The sequence below is a fragment of the Streptomyces sp. NPDC002623 genome, assembly GCF_053592635.1.
Window position 1 is genome coordinate 1 of the sequence record NZ_JBSFWB010000028.1, and the last position, 24,012, is coordinate 24,012.

General features: G+C 68.8%; 20 protein-coding genes. 11 read left to right on the forward strand and 9 right to left on the reverse strand.

Annotated elements, in window-relative coordinates; translation table 11 throughout:
• Positions 1–472: 472 nt before the first annotated feature.
• From ACWD4O_RS36430 to ACWD4O_RS36450, 5 genes are all read right to left on the reverse strand, one after another.
• Positions 473–1,522: an ABC transporter permease gene (locus ACWD4O_RS36430; RefSeq protein WP_451286656.1), complete on the reverse strand. Its 1,050-nt coding sequence runs from the start codon at positions 1,520–1,522 to the stop codon at positions 473–475.
• Positions 1,519–2,481: an ABC transporter permease gene (locus ACWD4O_RS36435; protein ID WP_451286658.1), complete on the reverse strand. Its 963-nt coding sequence runs from the start codon at positions 2,479–2,481 to the stop codon at positions 1,519–1,521. The genes ACWD4O_RS36430 and ACWD4O_RS36435 overlap by 4 nt, the downstream gene beginning before the upstream one ends.
• Positions 2,474–4,063 (reverse strand): sugar ABC transporter ATP-binding protein, encoded by a 1,590-nt coding sequence (locus ACWD4O_RS36440; protein WP_451286660.1) that lies wholly within the window; start codon positions 4,061–4,063, stop codon positions 2,474–2,476. The genes ACWD4O_RS36435 and ACWD4O_RS36440 overlap by 8 nt, the downstream gene beginning before the upstream one ends.
• Positions 4,063–5,316 carry a substrate-binding domain-containing protein gene (locus ACWD4O_RS36445; protein ID WP_451286662.1) on the reverse strand — a complete coding sequence of 418 codons (1,254 nt, stop codon included), beginning with the start codon at positions 5,314–5,316 and terminating at the stop codon, positions 4,063–4,065. The genes ACWD4O_RS36440 and ACWD4O_RS36445 overlap by 1 nt, the downstream gene beginning before the upstream one ends.
• A 143-nt stretch (positions 5,317–5,459) precedes the next feature.
• Complete coding sequence (locus ACWD4O_RS36450) at positions 5,460–6,683, reverse strand: acetyl-CoA C-acetyltransferase (RefSeq protein WP_451286664.1); 1,224 nt, start codon at positions 6,681–6,683, stop codon at positions 5,460–5,462.
• A 484-nt stretch (positions 6,684–7,167) separates the two neighbouring features.
• On the opposite strand from ACWD4O_RS36450, the gene ACWD4O_RS36455 reads away from it, so the two are divergent.
• Positions 7,168–8,766: a bifunctional 3-(3-hydroxy-phenyl)propionate/3-hydroxycinnamic acid hydroxylase gene (locus tag ACWD4O_RS36455; protein ID WP_451286665.1), complete on the forward strand. Its 1,599-nt coding sequence runs from the start codon at positions 7,168–7,170 to the stop codon at positions 8,764–8,766.
• Here ACWD4O_RS36455 and ACWD4O_RS36460 read toward each other — a convergent pair.
• Complete coding sequence (locus ACWD4O_RS36460) at positions 8,763–9,365, reverse strand: TetR/AcrR family transcriptional regulator (protein WP_451286666.1); 603 nt, start codon at positions 9,363–9,365, stop codon at positions 8,763–8,765. The genes ACWD4O_RS36455 and ACWD4O_RS36460 overlap by 4 nt on opposite strands.
• A gap of 260 nt (positions 9,366–9,625) precedes the next feature.
• Between ACWD4O_RS36460 and ACWD4O_RS36465 the strand changes: the two genes are divergently transcribed.
• The gene (locus ACWD4O_RS36465) at positions 9,626–12,031 is read left to right on the forward strand and encodes a SpoIIE family protein phosphatase (RefSeq protein WP_451286669.1); all 2,406 of its coding nucleotides are present in this window, start codon (positions 9,626–9,628) and stop codon (positions 12,029–12,031) included.
• A gap of 81 nt (positions 12,032–12,112) precedes the next feature.
• Here the strand turns inward: ACWD4O_RS36465 and ACWD4O_RS36470 are convergent, their stop codons facing one another.
• Positions 12,113–12,622: a MarR family winged helix-turn-helix transcriptional regulator gene (locus tag ACWD4O_RS36470; protein WP_451286671.1), complete on the reverse strand. Its 510-nt coding sequence runs from the start codon at positions 12,620–12,622 to the stop codon at positions 12,113–12,115.
• A gap of 146 nt (positions 12,623–12,768) precedes the next feature.
• On the opposite strand from ACWD4O_RS36470, the gene ACWD4O_RS36475 reads away from it, so the two are divergent.
• The 3 genes from ACWD4O_RS36475 (at position 12,769) to ACWD4O_RS36485 (ending at position 14,494) form a co-directional block, all read left to right on the forward strand.
• Positions 12,769–13,380 carry an NAD(P)-dependent oxidoreductase gene (locus tag ACWD4O_RS36475; RefSeq protein ID WP_451286673.1) on the forward strand — a complete coding sequence of 204 codons (612 nt, stop codon included), beginning with the start codon at positions 12,769–12,771 and terminating at the stop codon, positions 13,378–13,380.
• Positions 13,381–13,429: 49 nt separating this feature from the next.
• On the forward strand, positions 13,430–13,870 hold the full coding sequence (locus ACWD4O_RS36480) for a DUF6069 family protein (RefSeq protein WP_451286674.1): 441 nt from the start codon (positions 13,430–13,432) through the stop codon (positions 13,868–13,870).
• A 138-nt stretch (positions 13,871–14,008) separates the two neighbouring features.
• On the forward strand, positions 14,009–14,494 hold the full coding sequence (locus ACWD4O_RS36485) for an MEKHLA domain-containing protein (protein WP_451286675.1): 486 nt from the start codon (positions 14,009–14,011) through the stop codon (positions 14,492–14,494).
• A 142-nt stretch (positions 14,495–14,636) separates the two neighbouring features.
• Here ACWD4O_RS36485 and ACWD4O_RS36490 read toward each other — a convergent pair whose 3' ends face one another.
• Positions 14,637–15,383 (reverse strand): SDR family NAD(P)-dependent oxidoreductase, encoded by a 747-nt coding sequence (locus ACWD4O_RS36490; RefSeq protein WP_451286677.1) that lies wholly within the window; start codon positions 15,381–15,383, stop codon positions 14,637–14,639.
• A gap of 331 nt (positions 15,384–15,714) precedes the next feature.
• On the opposite strand from ACWD4O_RS36490, the gene ACWD4O_RS36495 reads away from it, so the two are divergent.
• On the forward strand, positions 15,715–17,424 hold the full coding sequence (locus tag ACWD4O_RS36495) for an MFS transporter (RefSeq protein ID WP_451286678.1): 1,710 nt from the start codon (positions 15,715–15,717) through the stop codon (positions 17,422–17,424).
• 157 nt (positions 17,425–17,581) lie between these two features.
• Positions 17,582–18,001, forward strand: coding sequence for a nuclear transport factor 2 family protein (locus tag ACWD4O_RS36500; RefSeq protein WP_451286680.1), 420 nt, complete (start codon positions 17,582–17,584; stop codon positions 17,999–18,001).
• 25 nt (positions 18,002–18,026) lie between these two features.
• Here the strand turns inward: ACWD4O_RS36500 and ACWD4O_RS36505 are convergent, their stop codons facing one another.
• Positions 18,027–18,806, reverse strand: coding sequence for an IclR family transcriptional regulator (locus ACWD4O_RS36505; protein ID WP_451286682.1), 780 nt, complete (start codon positions 18,804–18,806; stop codon positions 18,027–18,029).
• Between the two features lie 147 nt (positions 18,807–18,953).
• Here ACWD4O_RS36505 and ACWD4O_RS36510 point away from each other — a divergent pair, with 147 nt between their 5' ends.
• From ACWD4O_RS36510 to ACWD4O_RS36525, 4 genes are all read left to right on the forward strand, one after another.
• Positions 18,954–20,150 carry an FAD-dependent monooxygenase gene (locus ACWD4O_RS36510; protein ID WP_451286684.1) on the forward strand — a complete coding sequence of 399 codons (1,197 nt, stop codon included), beginning with the start codon at positions 18,954–18,956 and terminating at the stop codon, positions 20,148–20,150.
• A 13-nt stretch (positions 20,151–20,163) separates the two neighbouring features.
• On the forward strand, positions 20,164–21,267 hold the full coding sequence (locus ACWD4O_RS36515; RefSeq protein WP_451286686.1) for an NAD(P)-dependent alcohol dehydrogenase: 1,104 nt from the start codon (positions 20,164–20,166) through the stop codon (positions 21,265–21,267).
• A 194-nt stretch (positions 21,268–21,461) separates the two neighbouring features.
• Positions 21,462–23,156 carry a thiamine pyrophosphate-binding protein gene (locus ACWD4O_RS36520; protein ID WP_451286688.1) on the forward strand — a complete coding sequence of 565 codons (1,695 nt, stop codon included), beginning with the start codon at positions 21,462–21,464 and terminating at the stop codon, positions 23,154–23,156.
• Positions 23,153–23,950 (forward strand): SDR family NAD(P)-dependent oxidoreductase, encoded by a 798-nt coding sequence (locus ACWD4O_RS36525; protein WP_451286690.1) that lies wholly within the window; start codon positions 23,153–23,155, stop codon positions 23,948–23,950. Before ACWD4O_RS36520 ends, ACWD4O_RS36525 begins: the two co-directional genes overlap by 4 nt.
• Positions 23,951–24,012 lie beyond the last annotated feature (62 nt).

Below are 24,012 nucleotides of genomic sequence, written 5' to 3' on the forward strand. Positions count from 1 at the left end.
ACTCTTCCCCACCCCCCCGCTCTCCCTATCGGCCCCCCCGCCTCCCGCCCACCGGCACAAGGGTGTCGGGGCCTCGCAAACATGTGTGTCCGAGGCCCAGACTCCGTTGTCCCATCAGGACACCTCGCCCCGCCCCGGCTTGGTCCGCGCGATCCACACTCCCGTCGGATCCAAGCCCACCAAGGCCCTGATGAGCTGGCGTCTCAAAAGAACGAGGCAACGCCGTGGAGGCCACGGTGCAGTGCGGCAAGCTCACTCCGGTTACCGGCCTGGCCGAGATCACGGAATTCTGCCGACGCCTCTCCTCGGACATGGTCGACAGCGAGCACCTCCGACGCGGGCCGGGTCGGCTCCCTCCCGTAAACGGCCCGGTGATCCCCCTTCCCGCGGGAAGGGGGATCACCGGGCCGTCACATCGCCCGCGAGCCCGCCGGACAACGCCCTGCGGTGGAGGCACTTCCTCAGGGTGGAGTCAGACACGATCGTTGAGTCGGCGCTGCCGGCCGTAGGCCGTGACGACGACGAGCAGCGCGAGGCCGTACAGAATGCGGTTGTCCCCCTCGTCGAAACCCTCACCGGCGAGGATCGTCGTCAGCTCGGTCAGCAGCAGCGCGCCGAGCACGGTGCGCGTGTAGCTGCCGCGGGCCGTGCCGATCATCGTGCCGCCGACGACGACCGCGGCGATGCCGGAGAAGAGATACGGGTCGCCCGAGTTCGGCGTGGCACCGCTGGCGAAACCGGCGACGAGCATGCCGACGATGCCGGCCACCGCGCCGCCGACGGCGAAGACCAGCACCCAGACGCGCCGGACGTCGATCATCATGAGCGTCGCCGCGCGCGGGTTGCCTCCCGTGGCGTAGAGCCGCCGGCCGGCCCGGGTACGCGCCAGCACGACCCCCAGCACCACCGAGACCACGGCCCACAGCACCACGACCGGAGGCACCCGCAGTCCGAAGGTCGAGCCGGCGACGGAGGTCCAGTCCGACAGCACGACGGGTGGGGCGTCGACGATGTTGCCGTCGGTGACGATGAGGATCGCGCTGATCAGGATCGAGTACATCCCCAGGGTCACGACGAGCGACTGAACGCCGAAGCGCTGGCACACCCAGCCACTGACCGCGCCGGCCAGACCGGTCACTCCGACGACCACCACCGTGGTCGCGGCCAGCGACCACTGGTGCTTGCCGGCGAGTTGGGCGGCCGCGACCGCACCGACCGAGATGTAGCCGGCCACCGCGAGGTCCAGACCGCCGACGAGCACGACCAGCGTCTGTCCGACCGAGGCGAGGCCCAGCAGGCTCGCCAGGACGAGCATCGACATGATCGCCGAATGCTCGGTGAATCCGGGTACGGCGACCGCGCCCCAGGCGAACACCGCGAGGACGGCCGCCATCTGGAACACCGGAACCCGCTGCTGGACGCCGGCGAACGAGCGCCACAGCGCCCTGGCCCCGCCAGGTGTGTGCGACACCTCGGACATCTCGTGCGCGACGGTGTCCGGCACACTGCTCGTGCTGGTCATACGGCCACCTCCTTGTTGCTGCGTCCGAGCGTCGCTCCGAGGACGACCCCGAGAACGAGGAGCACTCCGTACGCCAGTTGCACGTAGTTCGACGAGGCGCCGGTCGCGGAGAGCAGTTCCTGCAGCAGGAAGATCCCGCAGGCGCCGAGGAACGACCCCAGCACTCCCCCCGCGCCGCCGGCGAGCGAGGTGCCGCCCAGTGAGACCGCGGCGAGCGCGACGAGCGCGTAGGTCGTGCCGAGCGACGAGTCGGAGGACTGGATGAGCGCCGTCAGCGCGATACCGCCCATCGCGGCGAACAGGCCCGCGAGGGCGTACGCCCCGATGCGCACCGCGGTGACGTTGACGCCGGCCGAGAACGACGCGGTGTCGTCACCGCCGACGGCGTACAGATTGCGCACGAAGGCCGTGCGCCGCAGGGCGAGCCACACCGCCGCCGGGGCGGCCATCGTCAGCAGCGCCCCCGGGAACCAGCCGCCGATCGTCCCGGCGAGGCCGGTCGTCCAGTTCTGCCCGGGATCCCCCGGCGTCTCGGCGATCTTCAGCGCGACCCCGATCAGGACGAACAGGGAGCCGAGCGTCGCGATGACCGGGTCCAACCGGACGACCGCGACCAGGACACCGTTGATCAGACCGACCCCGAGACCGAGCAGCAGGAGCAGCGGGATCGCCACGACGGCTCCGCCCAGCCCGTGCGGTATGAGCACGGAGACGAAGACGCAGTTCACGACCGTCGCGAGCGGCCCAACCGAGAGGTCCACCCCGCCCCCGCCGAGCACCGGCGGGGTCGAGGCGATCCCGAGGATGGCGAACGGCGCGAGCGTGCCGAGCAACGCGGGCCACTGGCCGGGGGTCAGGAAAGAGGGGCGGATCACGGCGTTCGCGACGACGAGCGCCACGACGAGCACCAGGACGAACGCGTACGGGCGTGCGCGGAGCACGGAGAGATATCTAGACATCGATGTGGTCCTTGTGGCCGAAGTAGGCGCCGACGAGCGCCGATCTGCTGAGCGAGGAGCGCGGGATCTCGGCGACCACGGCCGACTCGCGGAAGACGACGACGCGGTCCATGAGTTCGAGCAGCTCATCGACGTCGCTGGAGAGCATCACGACGGCGACCCCCTCCGCACACAGGCCCCGCAACACGGCGTAGAGGTCACGCTTGGCCTTGAGGTCCACGCCGCGGGTCGGATCGTTGAGCAGCAGAACCGCCGGATCGGAGGCCAGCCACCGCGCGATGACCACCTTCTGCTGGTTGCCGCCGCTCAGGGTCGTGATCGAGTCGCCGTGCGCACGCACCGCCAACCGCAGCCGCTCGGCGTGGCCGCGCAGCCGGGCGAGCGTGCGCCCGGGCCGCAGTACACCGGAGACGGTGTCCCGTTGCAGGGTGGGCAGGCCGAAGTTCTCCCGGATGGAGAGGTGGGGCAGCAATGCCTCGCCACGCCGCTCGCGCGGCACGTAGACGATCCCGTTCCTGTAGGCGTCCACCGGCCTCGTGACCCGGTGCCTCGATTCACCCGTGACGCGGCTGACCCTTCCGGAGTACGGCGGCACTCCGCGCAGTGCGTGCAGGAGACGATCCTGTCCCTGGCCTTCGAGCCCGACGAGCCCGACGATCTCACCCGCTCGTACCGAGAAGTCGAAGGGCGTGGCTGCCGGTGCGAGGCGGACGCCCTCGGCTTCGAGTACCACGGGGCCGGGTTCCCGAGCTGCTTCGGCCTCGGCAGCGTGCTCGCGCGCCTCACCACCGGTCATACGGTGGATGAGATCCGGGACCGAGGACTCCGCCGCCGGGATCCGTTCGGCGACCGCCTCACCGGCGCGGAAGACCGTGATGACGTCGCTGATCGTGAAGATCTCGTCCATCCGGTGCGAGATGAACAGCACGCTCGTGCCGGTGGCGGTGAGCTCACGGACCACCTCGAACAAGCGGTCGCGCGAGTCGAGGTCGAGGGCCGATGTCGACTCGTCGAGGATCAGAACGCGCGGATCCATCACCAGCGCGCGGGCGATGCAGCACAACTGTCGCTGCGACAGCGACAAGCTTCCCGCGGGCGCGTCGAGGTCGATCGGAGTGACCGCGAGGCGGTCGAGGATCTCCTGCGCACGGCGGCGCCGCTCGGCTCCGGGCACCCTACGGCGGAACACTCCGTCGGCGCCGAGCCAGATGTTGTCGAGTACCGAACGGCCCGCCACGGTGAGCACTTCCTGGAACACCGTGGCGATGCCGAGTTGCCGCGCCCGCCCGGGTGAGGCGATCCGGTCGACCGGCGTGCCGTCGACGGCGAGGGTGCCGCCGTCCATGGCGTGCACCCCGGACAGGATCTTGACGAGCGTGCTCTTGCCGCTGCCGTTCTCACCGATCACCGTGTGCACCTCGCCCGGCCGCAGGTGCAGCGCGCCGGAGGAGAGCGCCTGGGTGGCGCCGAACGACTTCGTGACAGCGACCGCCTCGATGCGCATCGGCTCGTTCACCGCCGGAGGCGGGGTGGCCTCCGCCCCCGGGGTCCGCGCCGCATGGGCTTTCCCTGCGGTCGTCATCAGGAGCTCTTCGTGAAGAACTGGGCGATGTACGACTCCGACATGAAGTCGTCGTCCTTGCCCGCCGCGTTGGCGGTGTTCGTGACGTCCCAGCCGTCCTGGTAGATCTCGTCGAGGTTGTCGTTGGTGATGTAGACCGGCTGCGTGATGACCTGGTTCACCTTCGGCCCGTCACCGGCGAGGATCTTCAGCGCCACGTTGGCGATGGAGACGCCGATCGCTGCGTCCGGTGTCGAGGTCCCGAACTCCTGGTAGCGCGAGGCGTTCTGGTGCGCGTAGGCGATGCTTCCACGGGACGAGCCGATGTCGGCGAGCGGCGGCACCTGCTTGCCGAGCTGCTTGAAGGCGTTGATCACACCCACGCCCATCGCGCCCGCCTGCAGGACGCCGTCGACGCCCGCGGGGTGGGTCGAGAGGAACTGCAGCACGGCTGCCTTAGTCGTCGCGCTGACGTATCCGCCGGTCACCTCGCCGGCGACCTTGATGTCCGGACACAGTGCGAGCACGGCCTTGAAGCCGGCCATCGCGTCCGCGTCCTGCTGGATGCCAGGGATGCCACGCACGAGCAGGAGGTCGCCCTTGCCTCCCATGGCCTGGACGACCTTGGCCGCTGTCGTCGCCGCCTGCAGGAAGTTGTTCAGCCCGACGCTCACCGCCGACGGCGTCGGCGAGGAGTTCCACGCCGAGACGACCGGGATGCCCGCCTTGGCAGCCGCGTCCATGACCTTGGCGGAGGGACCCGGTGCGATCGGCTGCGTGATGATCATGTCCGGCTTGTCGCCGATGAGCTGGTTGATCTGCTGCAGCTGGCCCGGCACGTCGGAGGGGGACGTCGGCGTGAGCTCCTTGGTGATCGTGACCTTCCCGCTCTCGGTGAGGGTCTTCTTGACCGCGTTGTACATCTCGGTCAGGAAGGCGTTGTTCCGCGGCGGCCAGGAGAGCGCCACCTTGTACGGGCCCTCGTGCGACGGCTTCCAGTCCTCCCAGGCGGAGGCCTCGACCGGATTGGTGAAGCCGTTGTAGTTGTCCGCGACCGAGCCTCCGAGCGAGGCGAGGACACCCGAGGCGTCCTTCGGGGCGACCTTCGGAACCGATCCGCACTCACCGGGGGCGGCACTCTTCTGCGCATCGGCGCTCGGCGCACCCGTGTCGGCGGTGGTGGCGCCGCCACAGGCCACGAGTGAGGTCATCGCCGTGGCCAGGGCGGCGGAGACAAACAAGCGGCGCTGACGGGGTCTACGGGAAACAGCCATGTGCGTAGTCCATTCTCATTGCTCTGACATGGATCGGTGCGCGTCGCCCGAGCGGCAGGCTGAAGCAACCGACGACGGAGGGGATGGAGTTGGGCTGATGCCGCCGCGAGCTCTCTCGCGGTATGCGGTGAGGAAATCCGTGCCTAGTCGAGGCGCTCCAGGACGAGGGCCATGCCCTGGCCGCCGCCGACGCACATGGTCTCCACCCCGAGCTGCGCGTCGAGCGTGCGCAGGCCGTTGAGCAGGGTCGCCATGATGCGGGCTCCGGTCATGCCGAAGGGGTGGCCGAGAGCGATCGCTCCACCGTGCACGTTGAGCCGTTCGAAGGGAACGCCGAGCTCCCGGGCCGAGGCGATGACCTGCACGGCGAACGCCTCGTTCATCTCGAACAGGTCGATGTCGCCGACGCCGAGGCCGGCGCGCGCGAGGGCCTGGCGGGTGGCGTCGACGGGCCCGAGGCCCATGATCTCCGGGGACAGACCGGACACGCCGGTGGACACGATCCGGGCGAGCGGTGTGACGCCGAGTTCGCGGGCCTTGATGTCGCTCATGATGACGACGGCGGCGGCGCCGTCGTTGAGCGGGCAGGCGTTCCCCGCGGTGACCGTGCCCTCGGGCCGGAACGCCGGCTTCAGTGCGGAGAGCGCTTCGTACGTCGTGCCGGGGCGCGGGCTGTCGTCGGTCGCTGCGACCGTGCCGTCCGGCAACGTGACCGGCGTGATCTCGCGGGTGTAGAAGCCGGCGCTGATGGCCTTCGCGGTGAGCTGCTGGCTGCGCAGCGCGAATTCGTCCTGTTCAAGGCGGCTGATCCCACGCAGGGTGGCGACGTTCTCCGCGGTCTGTCCCATGCTCGCGTAGATGTCCGGCAGCAGCCCCTCCGTACGCGGATCGCTCCAGGGACGGTTGGTGCGTGCGTACTCGCCGGTGCGAACCTGGGCCTGGGCGAAGAGCGGGTTGATCGAGTCTTCGGGGTCGGCTCCGACAGATGTGAACTGGCGGTACCGGGAGACGCACTCGACGCCCGCGCTGACGAAGACATGGCCCTCGCCGGACTTGATGGCATGGAACGCCATCCGGGTGGTCTGCAGGGAGGAGGAGCAGAACCGGGTGACGGTCGTGCCGGGAACGGTGTCCAGACCGAGCTGGACCGCGACTCGACGGGCGATGTTGCCACCGTGCTCGCCCTGAGGTTCCGCACATCCCAGGTGGAGATCGTCGATCGCCGCCGGGTCGAGTTCAGGCACCTGCTCCAGGGCGGCGCGGACGGCGGTGGCAGCCAGGTCGTCGGGGCGCATGTCCTTCAAGGAGCCTTTGAACGCGCGTCCGATCGGAGTGCGCGCCGCGGCGACGACAACGGCCTCAGGCATCTGAGTGGGCCTTTCTCGACGGGTTGAGGGGAAGCGCCGGCGTCACTGGGATCCTCGGACGCCATGCGCCTTATGCCGCCGAGCGTGTGCGAGGAGGAGCGCTGACGCAGGCGGACGCAAGGACTGCTTTCAAAACGGTCCGTTTCGCGTCGACCATAGCCCCATAAGGGGCACGCCGGAACCCTTCATGCAGCGATCAACCAGCGAGTTATGCGGCAGGACTGGAGGTGCTCCCGTTACGCGCATAGGTACTAGACGTTTCGTTTCGAACGCCCTACCGTGAGCGGGCCCCACTGGGGCGGCGCGTCCGGGAACGCTTCAAGTCCGTGGTCGACAACTCCGGGCTCGCGGGGTCGCACCACAGGGACCGCTACGGCATCCCCGACGCGGACCAGGCTCACAGCCACCCGGCCAGCGATTATCAGAACGTAATGAACAACGCACATCGCCGCACCCCGCGTGCATCACCGCTCAGGGAGTTCACATGCCTATCGACTGTGAAGTCGTCGTTGTCGGCGGAGGACCAGTCGGCGTGCTCGCACTGGCACTTCTCGGCCACGCCGGTATCCGGGCCATCGGAGTGGAGCGCGAGCCCGAGATGTGGTCGCAGGCGCGGGCGGTGCACTTCGACGGGGAGACCATGCGCTCACTGCAGGCCATCGGCCTCGCCGACGAGGTCGCCGCCCGCTCCAAGCCGATGCGCGACTTCCGGATGGAGAACGAGGCCGGCGAGACGCTCTTCACCCAGCCCACAGGGCAGTGGGGCTCCCAGGCGTGGCACGACGAGGTCCTTTTCCACCAGCCGGAGATCGACGCGCTTCTGCGCGCGGAAGTCACCCGGCTGCCCGGTGTCGAACTGCGCTGTGGTGTCACCTTGGTGGGCATCGAAGAGGACGGCGACGGCGTCCACTGTCATGTGCGAACGCAGGACGGGGCCGACGAGGTCCTCACCTCCCGATGGGTCGTCGCCTGCGACGGCGCCCAGTCGACCGTCCGCCACGCTCTGGACGTGGCCTGCGAGAACCTCGGCACGGACGACCCGTGGCTGGTGGTCGACGGACATCTGAGCGGCGCCGCCGCGATCGAGGGGGACATGGTCTTCCTCGGGCGCCACACGCGGCCTGGCCTGTGGGTCGACCTGCCCGGCGACGTCGTACGCATGGAATTCAAACTGATGCCCGGTGACGATCGAGAAGAGATCGTCACCGACGAGGCCATCGCCCGGATCAGCCATGGGGTGCTCACTCCGGAGGCGTTCAGGCCCGAGCGCAAAGCCATCTACACGTTCCGTGCGCGTGTGGCCACCACCTGGCGTGTCGGGAACGTGTTCCTCGCCGGGGACGCGGCTCACCAGGCCCCGCCGCTGTTCGGCCAGGGCCTGTGTGCCGGCCTGCGTGACGTGACCAATCTCGTCTGGAAACTGCGGCTGGTCTCGCTCGGCAAGGCCCCAGCCGGTCTGCTGGACACCTACGAGTCCGAACGCCGACCGCACGCTCGGTACTGGGTCGAGAAAGCCGCCACGATGGCACATCTGGTTCAGACGACCGACCCTGACACGGCGGCTCAGCGGGACGCCTACATCCGAGCCAACCCCGCCGCCGCCCACCCCGATGCCCCATCGCTCGGGCCAGGAGCACATGCAGGCACGGGCCCCGCAGGTCAGCTGTCCATGCAATCGGTGCTACCCGACGGTCGGCGCCTGGACGACCTGGTCGGCAGACGCTTCCTGCTCGCGGCCGATCCCGAGCTGCTCGAGAACCTGTCCCCCTCGATCCGGCACCGGATCAAAAGCGACGCCGAGATCGTGGTCCTGACCTCTCGCGAGGAAACCGATGAGCTACTCGCGTCGGTGCAGGCATCGGCGATCATTGTCCGCCCGGACCGATATGTGCTGGGAACGGCACACGACGGCGCAACCCTTGAATCCCTGCTGGAAGTTCTTCCCACGTGGGCTCGGGCCGCGGCGCGGACCGGTCCCGAGGCCGGACTGCCACAGGGGGGACAGCGCGGCGCTGAGTCCGCCGTCCGCCTGCCTCCGCTCTGTCCGCACACGTCACAGGACAGCCGGCTGAAGGCGTCCTAAGGAATCGTCACATCAGCCATCGAACGGGCCGCTACCCCTTGGATCCCCAGCTCGACGAGCCGTTCTGCCAGCGAGTCGTCAAGGGGGCCCAGTGCGAACAGCAGGTGCAGATACACCGGGGCGTAGAACAGTTGCGCCGCGCGCCCCGGATCGATGTCCGAACGGAAGACACCCTCCTCCATGCCACGCCGCATGAGTTTCTCGACGGCCGCGTACCGGTCGTTCCAGAACCGGGAACGGAAGTCGTTGAGGGCCGCGGGATCGTACTGGCACTCGGCGATGATCTGGGAGATCAGGCGGCCCTGCGGGCCGGCGTAGCGGGCGATCAACGACTTCAGATGCTCCAGGAGCGCATCGCGCACCGGCAGCCCTTCAGGGATACGGACGTGCGTCAGGTGGTTCTCCATGAAGGCGTCGATCACCACCGCCACCTTGCTGGGCCACCAGCGGTAGATCGTCGCCTTGCTGACGCCGGCCCGCTCGGCGATCGCCTCGACGGTCAGCTTCTGCACCGTGATCGCCCGTCTGCCGTCCCGGACCAAGAGTTCCATGGTCGCGTCAAGGATCGCTCTACGACTCGATTCGCTTCGTACTGCCACAGAGTCAAAGTTACTGCAATCGTCGAACTCTTCCCAGATGACAGACTACTCGACGGATACTTCACCCCGATGTGAGATACGAAACGTTTCGCATCGAGAAGGATTCGTGAAGGGGTGGCAGACATGAGGTTCGGCAGGGGCTCGATCCCCGGCGTGATGGCCGTCAGCAGGCGCCGTCACGGCCTGGCTTGCCATTCGTCACCTGCCGGACGATGGTGAAGAGTGCCTGTTCATCGGGCAGGAAGATCGGGAACGCCACCATGGATCGTCGCGGCAAGCCACCCGACCGGCGCACAGGTCCGCGGGACGAGGAGCACCTCAACACCTCCGTCACTGTCACCGTGACGGACGCCGGTGGTCATGTCGCGTTCTGGAGCCCCGACGCACAGGAACTGCTCGGGTACACACCGGAGGAGATCATCGGCAGACCTCTGTCCGAACTCCTCTCCCCCGACGGTGCGAAGTTCCGCCACCGTGACGGACACCTCCTGAGCGTCCGTCTCCACTTGGCCCCACTCCTGGACGCCCAGCAACAACCTGCCACCGTGGTGACCGCCCTCCCGACGCCGGACAAGCAATCCCCGACGGACGACTCACTGATTCGGTGGATGTTCGAACAGCAGCCGCGTGTCCTCGCGATCTGGGACCACGACGGACGGGCACTCAAGGCGAACGACGCCGCCGCACAGGTGGCGGGTTTCCCGGATGACAAGGTCCGGGGACAACGGATGACCGACTTCCTCCATGGGCCCGGCTTCGAGGAGATCGAGCGACGGATCCTACGCGTGAGCAGGACCGGCATACCCGAATCCACCGAGCATGTGGCAGCGCTCCCGCAAGAGGACCGAGCACATGCATGGGGCGTGGACCTCTTTCCGCTCAAGGATGCAGACGGCCGGGTGCACGCGGTGGGCCTGGCCGCCGAGGATTACTCCGCCCAGTACAACACCCGCCGGCGGCTCGCCCTGGTGAGCGAGGCCAGGACCCGTATCGGCATGACCTTGGAACCGGCGGGCACCGCCCAGGAACTCGCCGACGTCGTGGTTCCCCAATTCGCGGACTTCATCGGAATCGACCTTCACGACGTGGTTCTCCAGGGTTCGCTGCCGCCTCCAGAGCCGACTGCCGGTCCCGCGAGACTGCGTCGGGCGGCACAACGTTCCTCCCGCCCGCTCCCACCTGCCGCCCTGCACGAGTCCGACGACGTGCATACGCCTCCCTGTTCGTCTCCGCTCGCCCGCTGCCTGGCCGGGGGCCCGGCGGAGTTGCGTGACCTCACGGATCCCGACATCGTCCGCTGGTTGAAGGAGGACCCCCGCCACGCAACGCTCGCCGACGCCTTCGGGGCACATTCCCTGATCGCGCTGCCGATCCGGGCCCATGGCGCGGTACTGGGAACGGCCCTCCTCTTCCGCTACGCGACCTCGCCCGACCCCTTCGGTCCCGAGGACCTCGTCATCACCGAGGACCTGGTGGCCAGGGCCGCCGTATGCCTGGACAATGCCCGCCGCTTCACCCACGAGCGCAGCATCGCGCTGGCACTCCAGCGCTCACTGCTCCCCCGCAGAGCAACGGTCCATCCGACGGTAGAGACGGCTTCCCGCTATGTTCCCGCAGGCGGCGGCGACTGGTTCGATGTGATACTCCTGCCGGGGGCGCGGGTCGGCCTCGTCGTCGGCGACGTCGTGGGCCACGGTATCGCCGCCTCGGCCACCATGGGCCGCCTCCGTATGGCGGTGCGGACTCTCGCCGACATCGACCTGCCACCCGACGAACTCCTCACCCACCTCGACGACATCGTGACCCACTCGACTCCACCGGAGAGTGAGGGCAGCGACATCCCGGGGGACGTCGGTGCCACCTGCCTCTACGCCGTTTACAACCCGGTCTTCGGAACCTGCTGCATGGCCCGGGCCGGCCACCCGGCCCCGATCCTGGTCCGACCGGACGGCACGAGCCATCTCATTGACCTGCCGGCCGGCCCCCCTTTGGGACTGGGCAGCCTGCCTTTCGAGGCCACCGAGTTGAGGATTCCGGAGGGCAGCCTGCTGGCCCTGTTCACCGATGGCCTGTACGAGAGTCGCGACCACGACGTCGACGAAGGAATCCTCGCCCTGCGTCAGGCGCTCGTCCGCCCCGCATCCTCACTCTCGGCGCTGTGCGACTCGGTTCTGGACACGCTGCGCCCGTCCCCCGACCCCGACGACGCCGCCCTGCTCCTGGTCCGCGCCCGGGGCCTCAGCCAGGACAGCCTGGCGTCCTGGGAGTTTCCCAGCGATCCCGCCGTAGTGGCGGACGCACGCCGACATGCCCGTGACCGCCTCACCATGTGGGGGTTGGAGGACGCGGCCTTCATCACCGAACTCGTCGTCAGCGAGTTGGTCACCAACGCCATCCGCCACGCCACGGGTCCGATCCACCTACGCCTGATCAAGGACCAGACGCTCACGTGTGAGGTGTCCGACGGGAGCACCATCAGCCCGCATCTGCGCCGGGCCCGCCTGCACGACGAAGGTGGGCGTGGGCTGCTGCTCGTCGCTCAACTCACCGAGCGGTGGGGCACTCGCTACACCCCTGCGGGGAAGACCATCTGGGCTGAGCAACTCATCGCCCCCGTCGCGCATGCGCAACAGGGCCAGGAGCAGTCCGCGCCTACCGTCGGGTGACGCTCCCAAGGCCAGATGCTGGACGGGCTGGAGAACACGCGCCCGGTCGAAGCACCGTCACCGCCAAGGCCCCGGAGGCGTTCAGCGTCCAGGGATGAAGCCGCGGTCACCACTGAAATAGTCGGGATCGATGGCTTGCAGGATGCGCTGTCCGATGTCGGTGAGATGCCGGACCTGGGTCCTGGTCAGCGGGTCGAAGACCAGCCGACGGACCTCCTGGACGTGGCCCGGGGCGACGGCAAGAACGGTGGCGTGTCCTTGCTCGGTCAACGTCGCCAGGGTGTAGCGACCGTCCGTGGGGTCGGGGCTGCGGTGTACATATCCCTTCCGTTCGAGACGAGCGACGACCTGTGACAGGCGAGAGAGCGAGCCCTCGGCGTAGGACGCGAGCACACTCATACGAAGCGTCCGCTGCGGGGACTCCGACAGGGCCGCCAGCACGCCGTAGTCGAAGTAGTTCAGACCTGCCGGCCGTAGTTGCGCGTCAAGGGCGCCCTCCAAGCGCAGCATGACGCCAACCAGGCCGAGCCACGCGCGTCGTTCCTGCTCATCCAGCCATCGGGGGCCTTCTTCGGCCGGGGTCTCTGTCACGCCCCCAATCTACCGTCACTTCACACTTGAAGTGAAAGGACGTCCGAGATCACTTGAAGATTGAAGTGATAGCGAGGTAGATTTCACTTCAACATTGAAGTCACTGCCGGATCGGTACCGCGCAGCGAACATCGTAGGAGTCCGTCGTGAAGCTGCTCGTTCTCGGCGCCACCGGCGCCACGGGCCGCATAGTCGTCGACCAGGCCCTGGCCACCGGTCACACCGTGCGCGCCCTGGTCCGCTCCCCCCAGAAGCTGGGCGCCGCCCGGCCCGGACTCGACATCGTTTCCGGCCAGGCCACAGAACCTGGCGATGTCGCGCAGGCCATGGCCGGCGTGGACGCGGTGATCAGCGCACTCGGAGCAAACGGGGGAACGGTCATCACCGACGCGACTCGCGCGGCCATCGCCGGAGCAGCCACCACCGGCGTCACCCGCTTCGTGACCCTCTCGTCCTTCGCCGTCCTGCACGACCGGCTCAGCGGACCGGCCAAGGCCATGGCCGGCCTGGCGATGAGCGCGATGGTCAAGGACAAGACCGCTGCCGAGGACGCGCTCCGCGCCAGCGACCTCGACTGGACGATCGTCCACGCCGTCCGCCTCACCAACGGGCCCACCACCGGTGGCGCCATGCCCCTCCCGGCCACGGCCACCCTGCGCCTGGGTGACACCGTCAGCCGCGCCGATGTGGCCGCCTGGATGCTGGCCGCCGTCACGGACGTCTCCACCAGCCGCCACTCCGTCGTCATCGCCGGCTGAACCTCCTCCCCCCTTCACCCAATCGCCCTGTTCTGATTCGGAGAACACCATGAGCGGACAGCTCGCCACCCGTTCCGCCCGCCCCAACGGCCTGGCCATCGCCGGGGGTCTGGTCGGGACCGCAGTCGTCGCCACCGTGCTCAACGCCGTCGTCGCCGTATCCGCACGCGCCGCCGGAGCCTCGGACGACTTCCAGCCGCTCCACCCCAGCGCCTACGCGCCCCTCACCGTCTTCGGGGTCTTGATCGGCGCCGCGGCCTGGGCGATCGTCCGCGCCCGCTCCGCACGCCCCGCCGCTCTGCTGCGCACCCTCGTACCCGTCGTCGTCCTCGTCAGCCTTGTCCCGGACGTTCTCGTCGGCGCCGACGACAGCAAGGTCGGGACCAGCTGGGGGGCCGTCATCGCTCTGATGATCATGCACATCGTCGTCGCGGCTGTCGCCGTCCCCGCCTTTCGGCGATTCCTCCCCCTGGACGGCCGCCAGGACTGACGCCGCCCCCGGGATGCACAACCCCTGGTCGCGGCGATGATCGCATCGACGGAGTAGTGTCCGGCCAAGGCATTCAGCACATGCGTGCGAATGCCTTGGTTCCGTGTATTCCCAGGGACGGACGACAGGCCCTAATCGATGACTGCGGTCTCCCACCACGACGTCGCCTTCGCGCGGCTTCTCCTGTCCAGCTACCAGCGGTTGACCGGCGCCCCGTTGTGGCCGTCCGTGCTCTCGCACGACGGTGAGACGGCCCGCCGGCTCTACGAGGACGCACCGTTCGGACTGCTCGCGCACGACAAGAGCGCGGATCCGGTGTTCAGCTACGCGAACATGACCGCCCAGAGCTGCTTCGAATACACCTGGCAGGAGTTCGTGCGGCTCCCGTCCCGGCTGTCCGCGGCCCCGGAGGGACAGGACGACAGGGCGGGGTTCGTGCGGTCGGTGGCGGAACGCGGGTACGCGTCCGGTTACCGAGGCCTGAGGATCGCCAAGTCCGGCCGGAGATTCTGGATAGAGGACGTCACGATGTGGAACCTGGTGGACGCCGACGGTTCACACCACGGTCAGGCCGCCGTGTTCCGGTCGTGGACGGACGTTCCGGAGGACCGTACAGGCGGCTGATCATGTTCGACGCGTCGACGGGCCCGCGACCGGACAGACGGTCCGCTCTCGCGAACCGACCCGTCTCCAGGGAATCCGGTCAACGCGGACCGAGGACCTCCTCCTCGACGAACGGGTGTCCCGACGGCCCGTCACCGGAGTCCTAGCGGCGCGTGCTCCCCCCGTCCGTGACGATGAGCTGGCCCGTGATGAACGCGGCGTCGTCGGAGGCGAGGAACGCCACGGCGCCCGAGACGTCGGACGGCATCTGCACACGCTTGATGTTCTGCCCTTGGACGGCCTGCTCGAAGAAGGACTCGTCCGTGTTCTCCACGGCGGCGGCCGTCCGGACGAGACCCGCGGCTACGCCGTTCACGGTGATGCTGTGGGCGCCGAGGCCGGCGGCCAGGACGGAGGTGAATCCGTTCAGGGCGCCCTTGGCGGAGATGTAGGAGACGAAGGGCGGCGGCGCGGTCCAGTAGCTGGACGAGGTGATGTTGATGATCCGGCCCGACCCGGACTCCTTCAGGTGCGGCAGGAACGCCTTGGAGGCCAGAAAGGGGCCGTCCACATTGACGGCGAAGGTGCGACGCCACTCGTCGTAGGTCACGTGGTCGAAGTCGGCCAGCAGAACCACGGCCGCGTTGTTCACCAGGATGTCGACGGGACCGAGTTCGTCGCGGACCCGCGCGGCGAACCCGTGGATCGCGTCTTCGTCGGAGATGTCGACCTTGTCGCCGAAGAATCGTCGTCCGGTCTCCTCGACGAGTGTCCGCGTCTCGTCGGCCGGATCGACGTCCGCGACCGCGATGGCCGCGCCCTCCGAGGCAAGCCTGCGGGCGACCTCCTGCCCGATCCCCCTACTGCCTCCGGTCACGACGGCGATCTTGCCGGTCAGTCTTCCAGCCATGACGCATCTCTCCTCGGCCAGCGCTCGAACGGTCTCACTCCTGGATGGTGCGCATCAGCGCCGTCGACGGGAGGTGGCTTGTCCGTCCAATGAACATGCCCATTGAGCGTGACGGGGGTCACTTCCTACCTTGTCGCTGCTCGCTGGTCGGTCACCGTGCCGAGCGTCCTGAATCAGATTTGGTCGAAAAGCCACGCGGAGGAGCTCCGCGAAGGCCCATGGGGCGGTTCGGCAGCAGTGCTGCCGGAATGACCGCGACCACAAGCACCCACATCCGGGGCCGGCAGCGGACGTCGGTTCCGACAGCAGCGCTTTGCGCAAGGAGTCGTCCATGGTTCAGATCGAAACACCCGGTGCGAAAGAGGGAGAGGGTGGCAGATACACCCTGAGCTCAGGCACTCTCGCCGCGGTGGTGCTCGCTGTGTGCCTCGCGCAGATAGCCCTGTCCGTCCCCTCGCTCATCAACGGGCTGATCCAGCAGGATCTCGCGCCGTCCTCGGCCCAACTGACGTGGATCACCGAGGCCTTCATGCTTCCCGTCGCGGCCCTGGGACTGGGCTTCGGCGTGTTCGGCGACCTCTTCGGCCGTAAGCGCCTGCTGGTCGGGGGTGGCGCGCTCATCGCCGTGGGATCGGCTCTCGCGGTCCTGGTGCCGGGTACGGGATACTCGTCCGACACCCGGGTGACGTTGCTGATCCTGGCGCAGGTCCTCGGTGGTGTCGGGGCCGCGGCCATCTTCCCGACGAGCCTGGCCATGGTGGCGGCCGGTACGCACTCCACCGCCACCCGCGCGCGTGGTGTGGCGATCTGGGCCACCGCGCTCTCGGTCGGTGGCTTCATCGGCCCGTTGCTGGCAGGCCTCGCCGCCAAGATCGACCTCGGCTGGAGCGGGAACGCGAACTGGCGGTGGGCCTTCGTCGGCGTCCTGGTCATCGCCGTGGTGAGTGTGGTCCTGTCGCTGGCCCTCGCCCAGAACTCCGCCTCACCCCAGGGCCGCTCGGTCGACTGGCCGGGGCAGATCACTGCCGCGCTCGGCCTGTTCGCTCTCATGTACGCGGTGATCCAGGGCTCGGAGACCGGCTGGGGGAGCCCCCAGATCGCCGTCGCGTTCATCGCCGCGGCCGTTTTCCTCGTGCTGTTCGTCTTCGCCGAGAGCCGTGCGGCCGCGCCGCTGCTTCTCCTGAGCGTGTTCCGCAACCGGGCGTTCGCCGTGAACTCGGTGGTCACCCTGATCGGTATGTTCGCGTTCCTCGTGATCATGTACTCCACCAGTATCCGCCTCACCATCATCCAGGGGTTCAGCCCGCTGAAGAGCTCCGTCGCCTACCTCTTCTTCGGCGGCATCGGCTTCGTCCTGCTGCCCCTCACCTCCAAGCTGCTCGAGCGCTACAACCCCCGGTGGGTTCTGTGCACGGCCCTGACCCTCATCGGTGCCAGCGGGCTGTGGTTCGCCGGCGTCCCGACGAGCAGTCGGTCCATCGGCGCCATCGTCGGGCCGCTGATCCTCGCCGGTGTCGGTTCGGCACTCGCCTTCGCCTCCGTCACCGCGGTCGCGGTCAACACGTTGCCCAACCAGCTCGCCGGGATGGCTAGCGGTGTCACCAGCACGTTCCGGGACCTCGGGTTCGCCCTCGGCCCCGCGATCGCCGGCGCTGTCGCGCTGGGCCGGGCCGCCGACGAGATCGCCCGCAAGCTGGCCGGCGATCCCGCCCTGAGCAAGGCCTACGAGGCCTTCCAGGCGTCTGCGGCCCATGCTCCCGCGGATCAGAGACCGCAGCTCGAGGCGGCGGTGCACGCCGTGGCCTCGGGCCCGCTGGGCGCCAACTCGGTGCCGGCAAGCATCACCACGCCTGATGGCCAGGTCGTGCCCTTCAACCCACTCAAGGACATCGCTTTCGACGCCCTCAGCAACAGTTACTCCATCGCCTACGTGCTCGGTGGCGTGGCTGCTCTCGTGGCGGCGGCACTCACCCTCGTCGGCGCGCGCGGTGGTGTGAGCGAGTCCCATCTCGACGACGACCCGCACACCCTCGCGGACTGACCGACTGACGAACGCGCCGGCGCCGGGACGGGGGCAGCGGGCCTGCCAGGACAACCGGAACGCCCGCCGCGACTTCTCCTCCTGAGGAGCCTCCGCGGCGGGCCGCGGCGTACACAGCAAAACGCTCAAGAAACTTACTCGGACAGGAGCCGGACCTATGATCCCCACACCATCGGCACCGAGCAGTACGGACGACGTCCGCGTGCCGGAAGCGGTCGCTCGGGCGGAGGCGGCGTGGCTCGTCGCGATCACGAAGGGCGACGAGGAGCAGCGTGCGCTCATGCTCCCCGACTGCGTGATCGTGCACGGCCCCGTCGGCAATGTCCATGACCGCGAACGTTTCCTCCGCTACAACGCGTCGATGGGAGCCACCCTCGAGGCCGAGACCAGCGAGGTGACCTGCCAAGAGCGAGAAGGCCGGGTCATCGTGACGTGCTTCCAGAAGATGCGCATCCGGCGCGTGCCCGACCTGCCGCCCTTCCTGGTGCAGGCCGTGGCGACACGGGTGTGGTTCTCGACCGACGAGGGATGGCGCCTCGGTCATATGCAGCTCTCCCGGCGCCAGCCATCGGCATGACGTGCCGGTTCCCCCGCCTCGCGGGCTACGAGGCGCGAATGGGAATGCCCGGCCGCCAGCCGAGGCTCCTGGACAGCCCCAGCCCGCTCGCGACCAGCGAGGGAACCACCGCCTGCAGTTTGATCGAACCTGCGGCCACCACGACGGACAGGGCCGCGACGACCTTGCCGCTGCCGTCGACGATGCGCGTCGCGACCGACTCGGCCCCTTCGGTCAGCTCCTCCTTGACGACCACCGTTCCGGTCGAGCGACAGGAGGCCAGTTCGCGACGGAGTTCGGTGGGCTCCACGATCGTCTTGGGGGTGAAGCGCTGCAGCCTTCCCGCCAGTACTTCATCGATGAAGGCCGGACTGCTGTGGCTCAGCAGCACCTTGCCGACACCGGAACAATGCAAGGGGAGAAGGCCGCCGACCTGTGACGTCAGGCCGACGGCGTGCACCGCCGACAGTCGCTCGATGATCACGGCCTGGTGGTCCTGGAGGACGGCCAGCTGCACATGCTGGCGAAGAGCCGTGTACAGGTCCTCCACGAACGGCTGCGCGGCGCTGCGGAGCGTCTCGGCGCGTGGTGCGAGGGTTCCGAGACGCCACAGCGGCAGACCGATCGCGAACCGGTTGTCGCTGGTGCGCTCCAGCGCGCCGGCCTCGACGAGTTCGAGCGTGAGGCGCCTGGCGGTGGCGTGCGGCATGCCGGTACGTCTGACCAGGTCGGCGAGGCTCAGCTCGGTGTTGTTGGGGTCGAAGGCGAACAGCAGGTCCCACAGCCGGGAGCTGACTGAGCGTCCGGGTTCGTTCGCGCGAGGCATGAGCCTCTCCTTTGTCGAGCGTGACCCCGCTCACCCTACCTTCAATGTTCGTTGGATGGATAGCTCTGTTCTATCAACGCGCATTCCACCGGACCCTTGCATGGAGTCAGTAACCACCTCGCTCGAGGTCAACGGGAGTGAAAGAGCATGAGCACAGCAGACGGTCCCAAGATCGTGATCCTCGGCGGCGGCATCGGGGGCCTCGCCGCCGCGGCGTTCCTGCGCGACCAGGGCTTCGACAGTGACGTCTACGAGCAGGCGGCCGCCCTCACCGAGGTGGGTGCCGGCCTGGTGATCGCGCCCAACGCCGCCCGTCTGCTCCGCCGTCTCGGCGTGCTGGACCGGTTCGTCAAGCGCGCGGTGCGCATGGAGATCGGCTGGGAGTTCCGACGCTGGGAGAACGGCGCCGTTCTCTCCGCCGAGAATCTGGAGGAGGGATGCATGCATCTGTACGGCGAGCACACCTACACCGCCCACCGTGCGGACCTTCTGGACGCCTTGAGGTCAGCGGTACCCCAGCGCTCGATCCATCTCGGCAAGCGCTGCGTCTCGGTCGAGTTCGAGGGTGACCAGGCGGTTCTTCGGTTCGAGGACGGTGAGACGGTCCGCCCGGACATCCTCATCGGCGCCGACGGGGTCCACTCACGCGTGCGCAACGCCATCGTCGGGCCGACTCAGGCCAGGGAGTCGGGCATCTGCGCCTACCGGGCTCTCGTACCGGCGGGGCAGGCACCCGACTTCGCCAGGCGGCGCGCTCAGACCCTCTGGATCGGCCCCGACCACCACCTCGTGCACTACCCGGTCTCCGGCGAGGACTACATCAATCTTGTCGCCTTCGCACCCGCCGGGACCAACAGTGTCGAGTCCTGGACGGCCACCGCGACGCTCAGGGAACTGCTCGACGAGTTCGCCGGCTGGGACTCGCGTCTGGTGGAGCTGATCACGGCAGCCGACACACCGGGCCGTTGGGCCTTGCTCGACCGCGAGCCCCTCGACCGCTGGAACCGAGGGAACGCGACCCTGCTGGGTGACGCGGCCCACCCGATGTTCCCGTTCTTCGCCCAGGGCGCCGCCCAGGCGATCGAGGACGGCGCTGTTCTGGCCTTCTGCCTCGCGGCGGACCCGGACAACCCGAACGCGGCGCTGGGACGCTACGAAGAACTCCGCCGACGCCGTACGGCCCGCCTGCAGGAGGTGTCGCACGGACGGTCCCACATCAACCACCTTCCGGACGGCCCGGAACAGCGGGCACGCGACCTGGAGTACTCGCAGGCCGACCCGCTCAAGACGAACGGCTGGATCTACGAGTACGACCCCGAGACCGCCGTATCGGCGTCGGCGTGACGCGGAGGCAGACGTGAAGATCACGGCCGCGGTGTCACGCGAGGGACGGGCCGTCCCCGAAGTGGAGCAGGTCGACCTCGAGGACCCGAGGCCGGACGAAGTCCTGGTTCGTATCGTGGCGACAGGCATCTGCCACACAGACATCAATTGCCACAGCGGTCGTGGGGTTCCCGTACCTCACCCGATCGTGCTCGGGCACGAGGGCGCGGGTGTCGTGGAGGCGGTCGGCGCGGGGGTGACGCGCCTGCGGCCCGGTGACCATGTGGTGCTCTCGGGCAACTCCTGCGGTGTGTGTGCCCGCTGTCTCGACGCGCGGCCCACCTACTGCCGGGAGGCGATGCGCGCGGCCTTCGGCGGGGCCCGGTTCGACGGCAGCACGCCGATCACGCAGGCCGAAGACCGTGTCGCGGCCGTGTTCTTCGGACAGTCCTCCTTTGCGACATACGCGGTGGCCCCCGCACGGAGCGCGGTCCTCCTCCCGAAAGACGTCCCTCTGCACCTGATGGGACCGCTCGGCTGCGGCGTCGTCACGGGGGCGGGCTCGGTGCTGGAGTCGTTCAGGTTGCGCCCCGGGCAGTCGATCGCGGTGTTCGGCACCGGAGGCGTAGGGCTCGCGGCCGTCATGGCCGCCCGTCTCGCGGGTGCCCGGCGCATCGTCGCCGTCGACATCAGCCGCCCCCGGCTCGAACTCGCGGTGGAACTGGGCGCGACCGACACCGTGCTGGGGGGTGACGGCGGTGAGGAGGCGGCACTGCGACAGATCGAGCCTGCCGGCTTCGACTTCGCGTTCGTCACCGCGGACGTGCCGTCCGTCTACGCGACCGCGACGACATGCCTCGACGTCGAAGGCACCCTTGGCTACGTGGTGGCACCCGCGGGCGAATGGAACCCGGACACCGGCTTCCTCCTCTCCGGCGGCCGCAGGCTGCAAGGGATCATCGGCGGCTCGGCCAACCCCCACACCCTGATCCCGCGGCTGGTCGAGTACTGGCGGGCGGGTCGGTTCCCCTTCGACCGGATGATCGAGGAGTTCCCTTTCGACGATTTCGCCAGGGCGTGGACTGAGACCGGTTCGGGGCGGGTGATCAAGGCCGTGGTCAGAATGCCGGAAGCCTGACGTCGCTTCCGCGAACAGTCACGTCGACACGGTGTCGATCTTTCCCTGGCGAACAAGGCGTTGACCGTCCAACGAACACAGCCGTTGTCCTCGCCCAGCCCCCACACGAGACTGCGGTGCGGGCGGCCTGAGATGCGGCCCCACACGCAGCTTTTGTCGAAACTCTGAATACGCCCAGAGAGGCGGACCATCACATGGCAACCGCAACCGGTAGTGGACTCGTCGTGCGCACGCTGCAGCGAGCCGGCGTCAACGTGGCCTTCGGGCTGCCCGGGGCGCACATCGACGGCATCCTCCAGGACGCCCTCGATGCCAAGCTTCGGATCGTCGACGTGCGCCACGAAATGAACGCCGGTCACGCGGCCGAGGGCTACGCACGGGTCACCGGGGATCTCGGGGTCGCCGTCGTCACGGCCGGCGGCGGCTTCACCAATGTCCTGACCTCGATCGCCAACGCGCATCTGGACCGGACCCCGGTCCTCTACATCGCGGGCTCCGGCCCTCTGGAGACGGACCAGGTCAACGACCAGCAGGCCGGATTCGACCAGGTCGCCATGGCCACCCCGGTGACCAAGTTCGCGCACCGCGTCACCCGTACCGAGCTGATCCCCCGCCTGGTCGCCCAGGCGATCCGCACCGCACAGTCGGAGCCCAAGGGCCCGGTGCTCCTCGACATTCCCTGGGACGTCCTCCGCCAGTCGGTCGACGTCGACGATGTCGAGGACTACCGCGTGGAGGTCGACGGCACCGGTGTCTCCCCCGCCGGTGCCGTCGACCGTATCGTCGAGGCGCTCGGCGCCGCCCGGCGGCCGGTCGCGCTGGTCGGCAAGTCCTTCGTCACCGCAGAGGCACGGGCGCAGTTGCACGAGTTCGCCGCCCGTACCGGGGTGCCCCTCTTCTCCGACTGGGAGGGCCTCGGGGCGATCGTCGGCTCAGAGCAGCACGTCGGCCTCGTGCAGACTCTGGCCACCGTCCCCGAGGACGAGCGGCCCGACCTGGTCCTGATGCTCGGGCTGCGGTTCGGGATGACCACCCAGTTCGGTACGGGCCAGCTGCTTCCGAAGAGCTCCCGGTTGTTCCAGATCGACCCCGACGGGCGTGAGCTCGGCCGTCTGCAGGATGTCGAACTCGGCGTCCAGGCCGACCCGGTGGGCACGGTCGGCCTGCTGAACGAGCGCCTGGGCAACGGTCCCGTGCCCTCCGGGCGGGACGACTGGCTGAAGACCCTGAAGGACGTCTCGGCCACCCGGCGGTCCGCGCTCGCCGCCGAGACCGAGCAGCACGAGGGCGCGATCCACCCGTATCTCGCGGTCCGGACGATCGCCGAGAGCGTCCCCGACCAGGCCACCGTGGTCGTCGACGGCGCTCTGACCGAGCTGTGGCTGTCCGAGACGATCGCCCTGGCGCCGCTGGCCCACTACTTGGGGCACGGCTACCTCAGCTCGATGGGGAGCACCTTCGGCGTGGCCATCGGAGCGCAGTACGCGATCCCCGACAAGGCGACCATCCTCGTCACCGGAGACGGCGCCGTCGGCTACAGCCTCGCCGAGTTCGACACCCTCGTCCGGGCCGGGCTCCCCGTCGTCGTGATCGTCCTCAACAACCAGGCGTGGGGCGCCACTCTGCACACCCAGCAGTTCATCTTCGGGGAGGACCGCGTCACCAACAACCGTCTGGAGAACGGCTCCTACAGCGGCGTGGCACGAGCTCTCGGTGCGGACGGCGTCGACGTCACAGAGCTGGACCAGCTCCGCCCCGCGATCGAGGCAGCCCTCGCGGCCCGCCGGCCGACGTGCATCGACGTACGCGTCAGCCTCGCGCCCATTCCTCCGGAGGAGCGCGTCCTGAACGGCGGGGCTCCGTTCGGTGGCATCGAGGTCGACTCATGAGCGGCGAGCCGCCCGCCGCGGACCGGCGGCGGCGATTCCTCGGGAAGACCTGCCTCGTCACCGGCGGCAGCCGGGGCCTTGGCCTGGCAGCCGCACGGGCCTTCGCCCGCGAGGGCGCCCGCGTGGTCATCGTCGCGCGGGACCCCGACCAGCTGAAGACGGCGAGCGATCTGATCGGTGACGGCACGATCGCCGTATCCGCGGACCTCTCCTCCGTGGCCGGCATCAAGGCCGCGTTCACCGAGGTCGCCGCACGGGTCGAACGTATCGACGCCGCCTACGTCAATGCCGGGCAGGCGGGCATGAAGCGCCTCGGCGACATGGACGAGGCCACCTGGGACTCGGTGTTCGACACCAACGTCAAGGGCTCGTTCTTCGTGATGCAGAGTCTCAAGCCCCTGCTCTCCCCCGGCGCGGCCGTCGTCTTCTGCGGCTCGGCGGCCGGTCGCAGGGCCAGCGCGGGGACCGCCGCCTACGGCACCAGCAAGGCGGCGCTCGAGCACCTGACCCGCATCCTCGCCGCCGAGGTCATCGCTGAGGGAATCCGGGTCAACATCGTCATTCCGGCCGGCATGAACACCGACATCTCCGCGCGTACGACGGGCCTGCCGCCCGGCGGGGCGGACGCCTTCCGGGAGCGGCTCAGGCTCAGCACTCCGATGCTCCGCGAGGGAGAGCCGGAGGAACTCGCCGACGCCGTGCTCTTCCTGGCCTCGTCCGAAGCCGGCTACATCACGGGGACGGCCCTTCTCGTGGACGGTGGCCTCACCGGCTTCATCCGCCCCTCGGCGTAGCGGCGAAGGCCGCTGTCGATCACCCGCAGAGCCGCAGGACCCGACCCGAGTGAGGACGACCA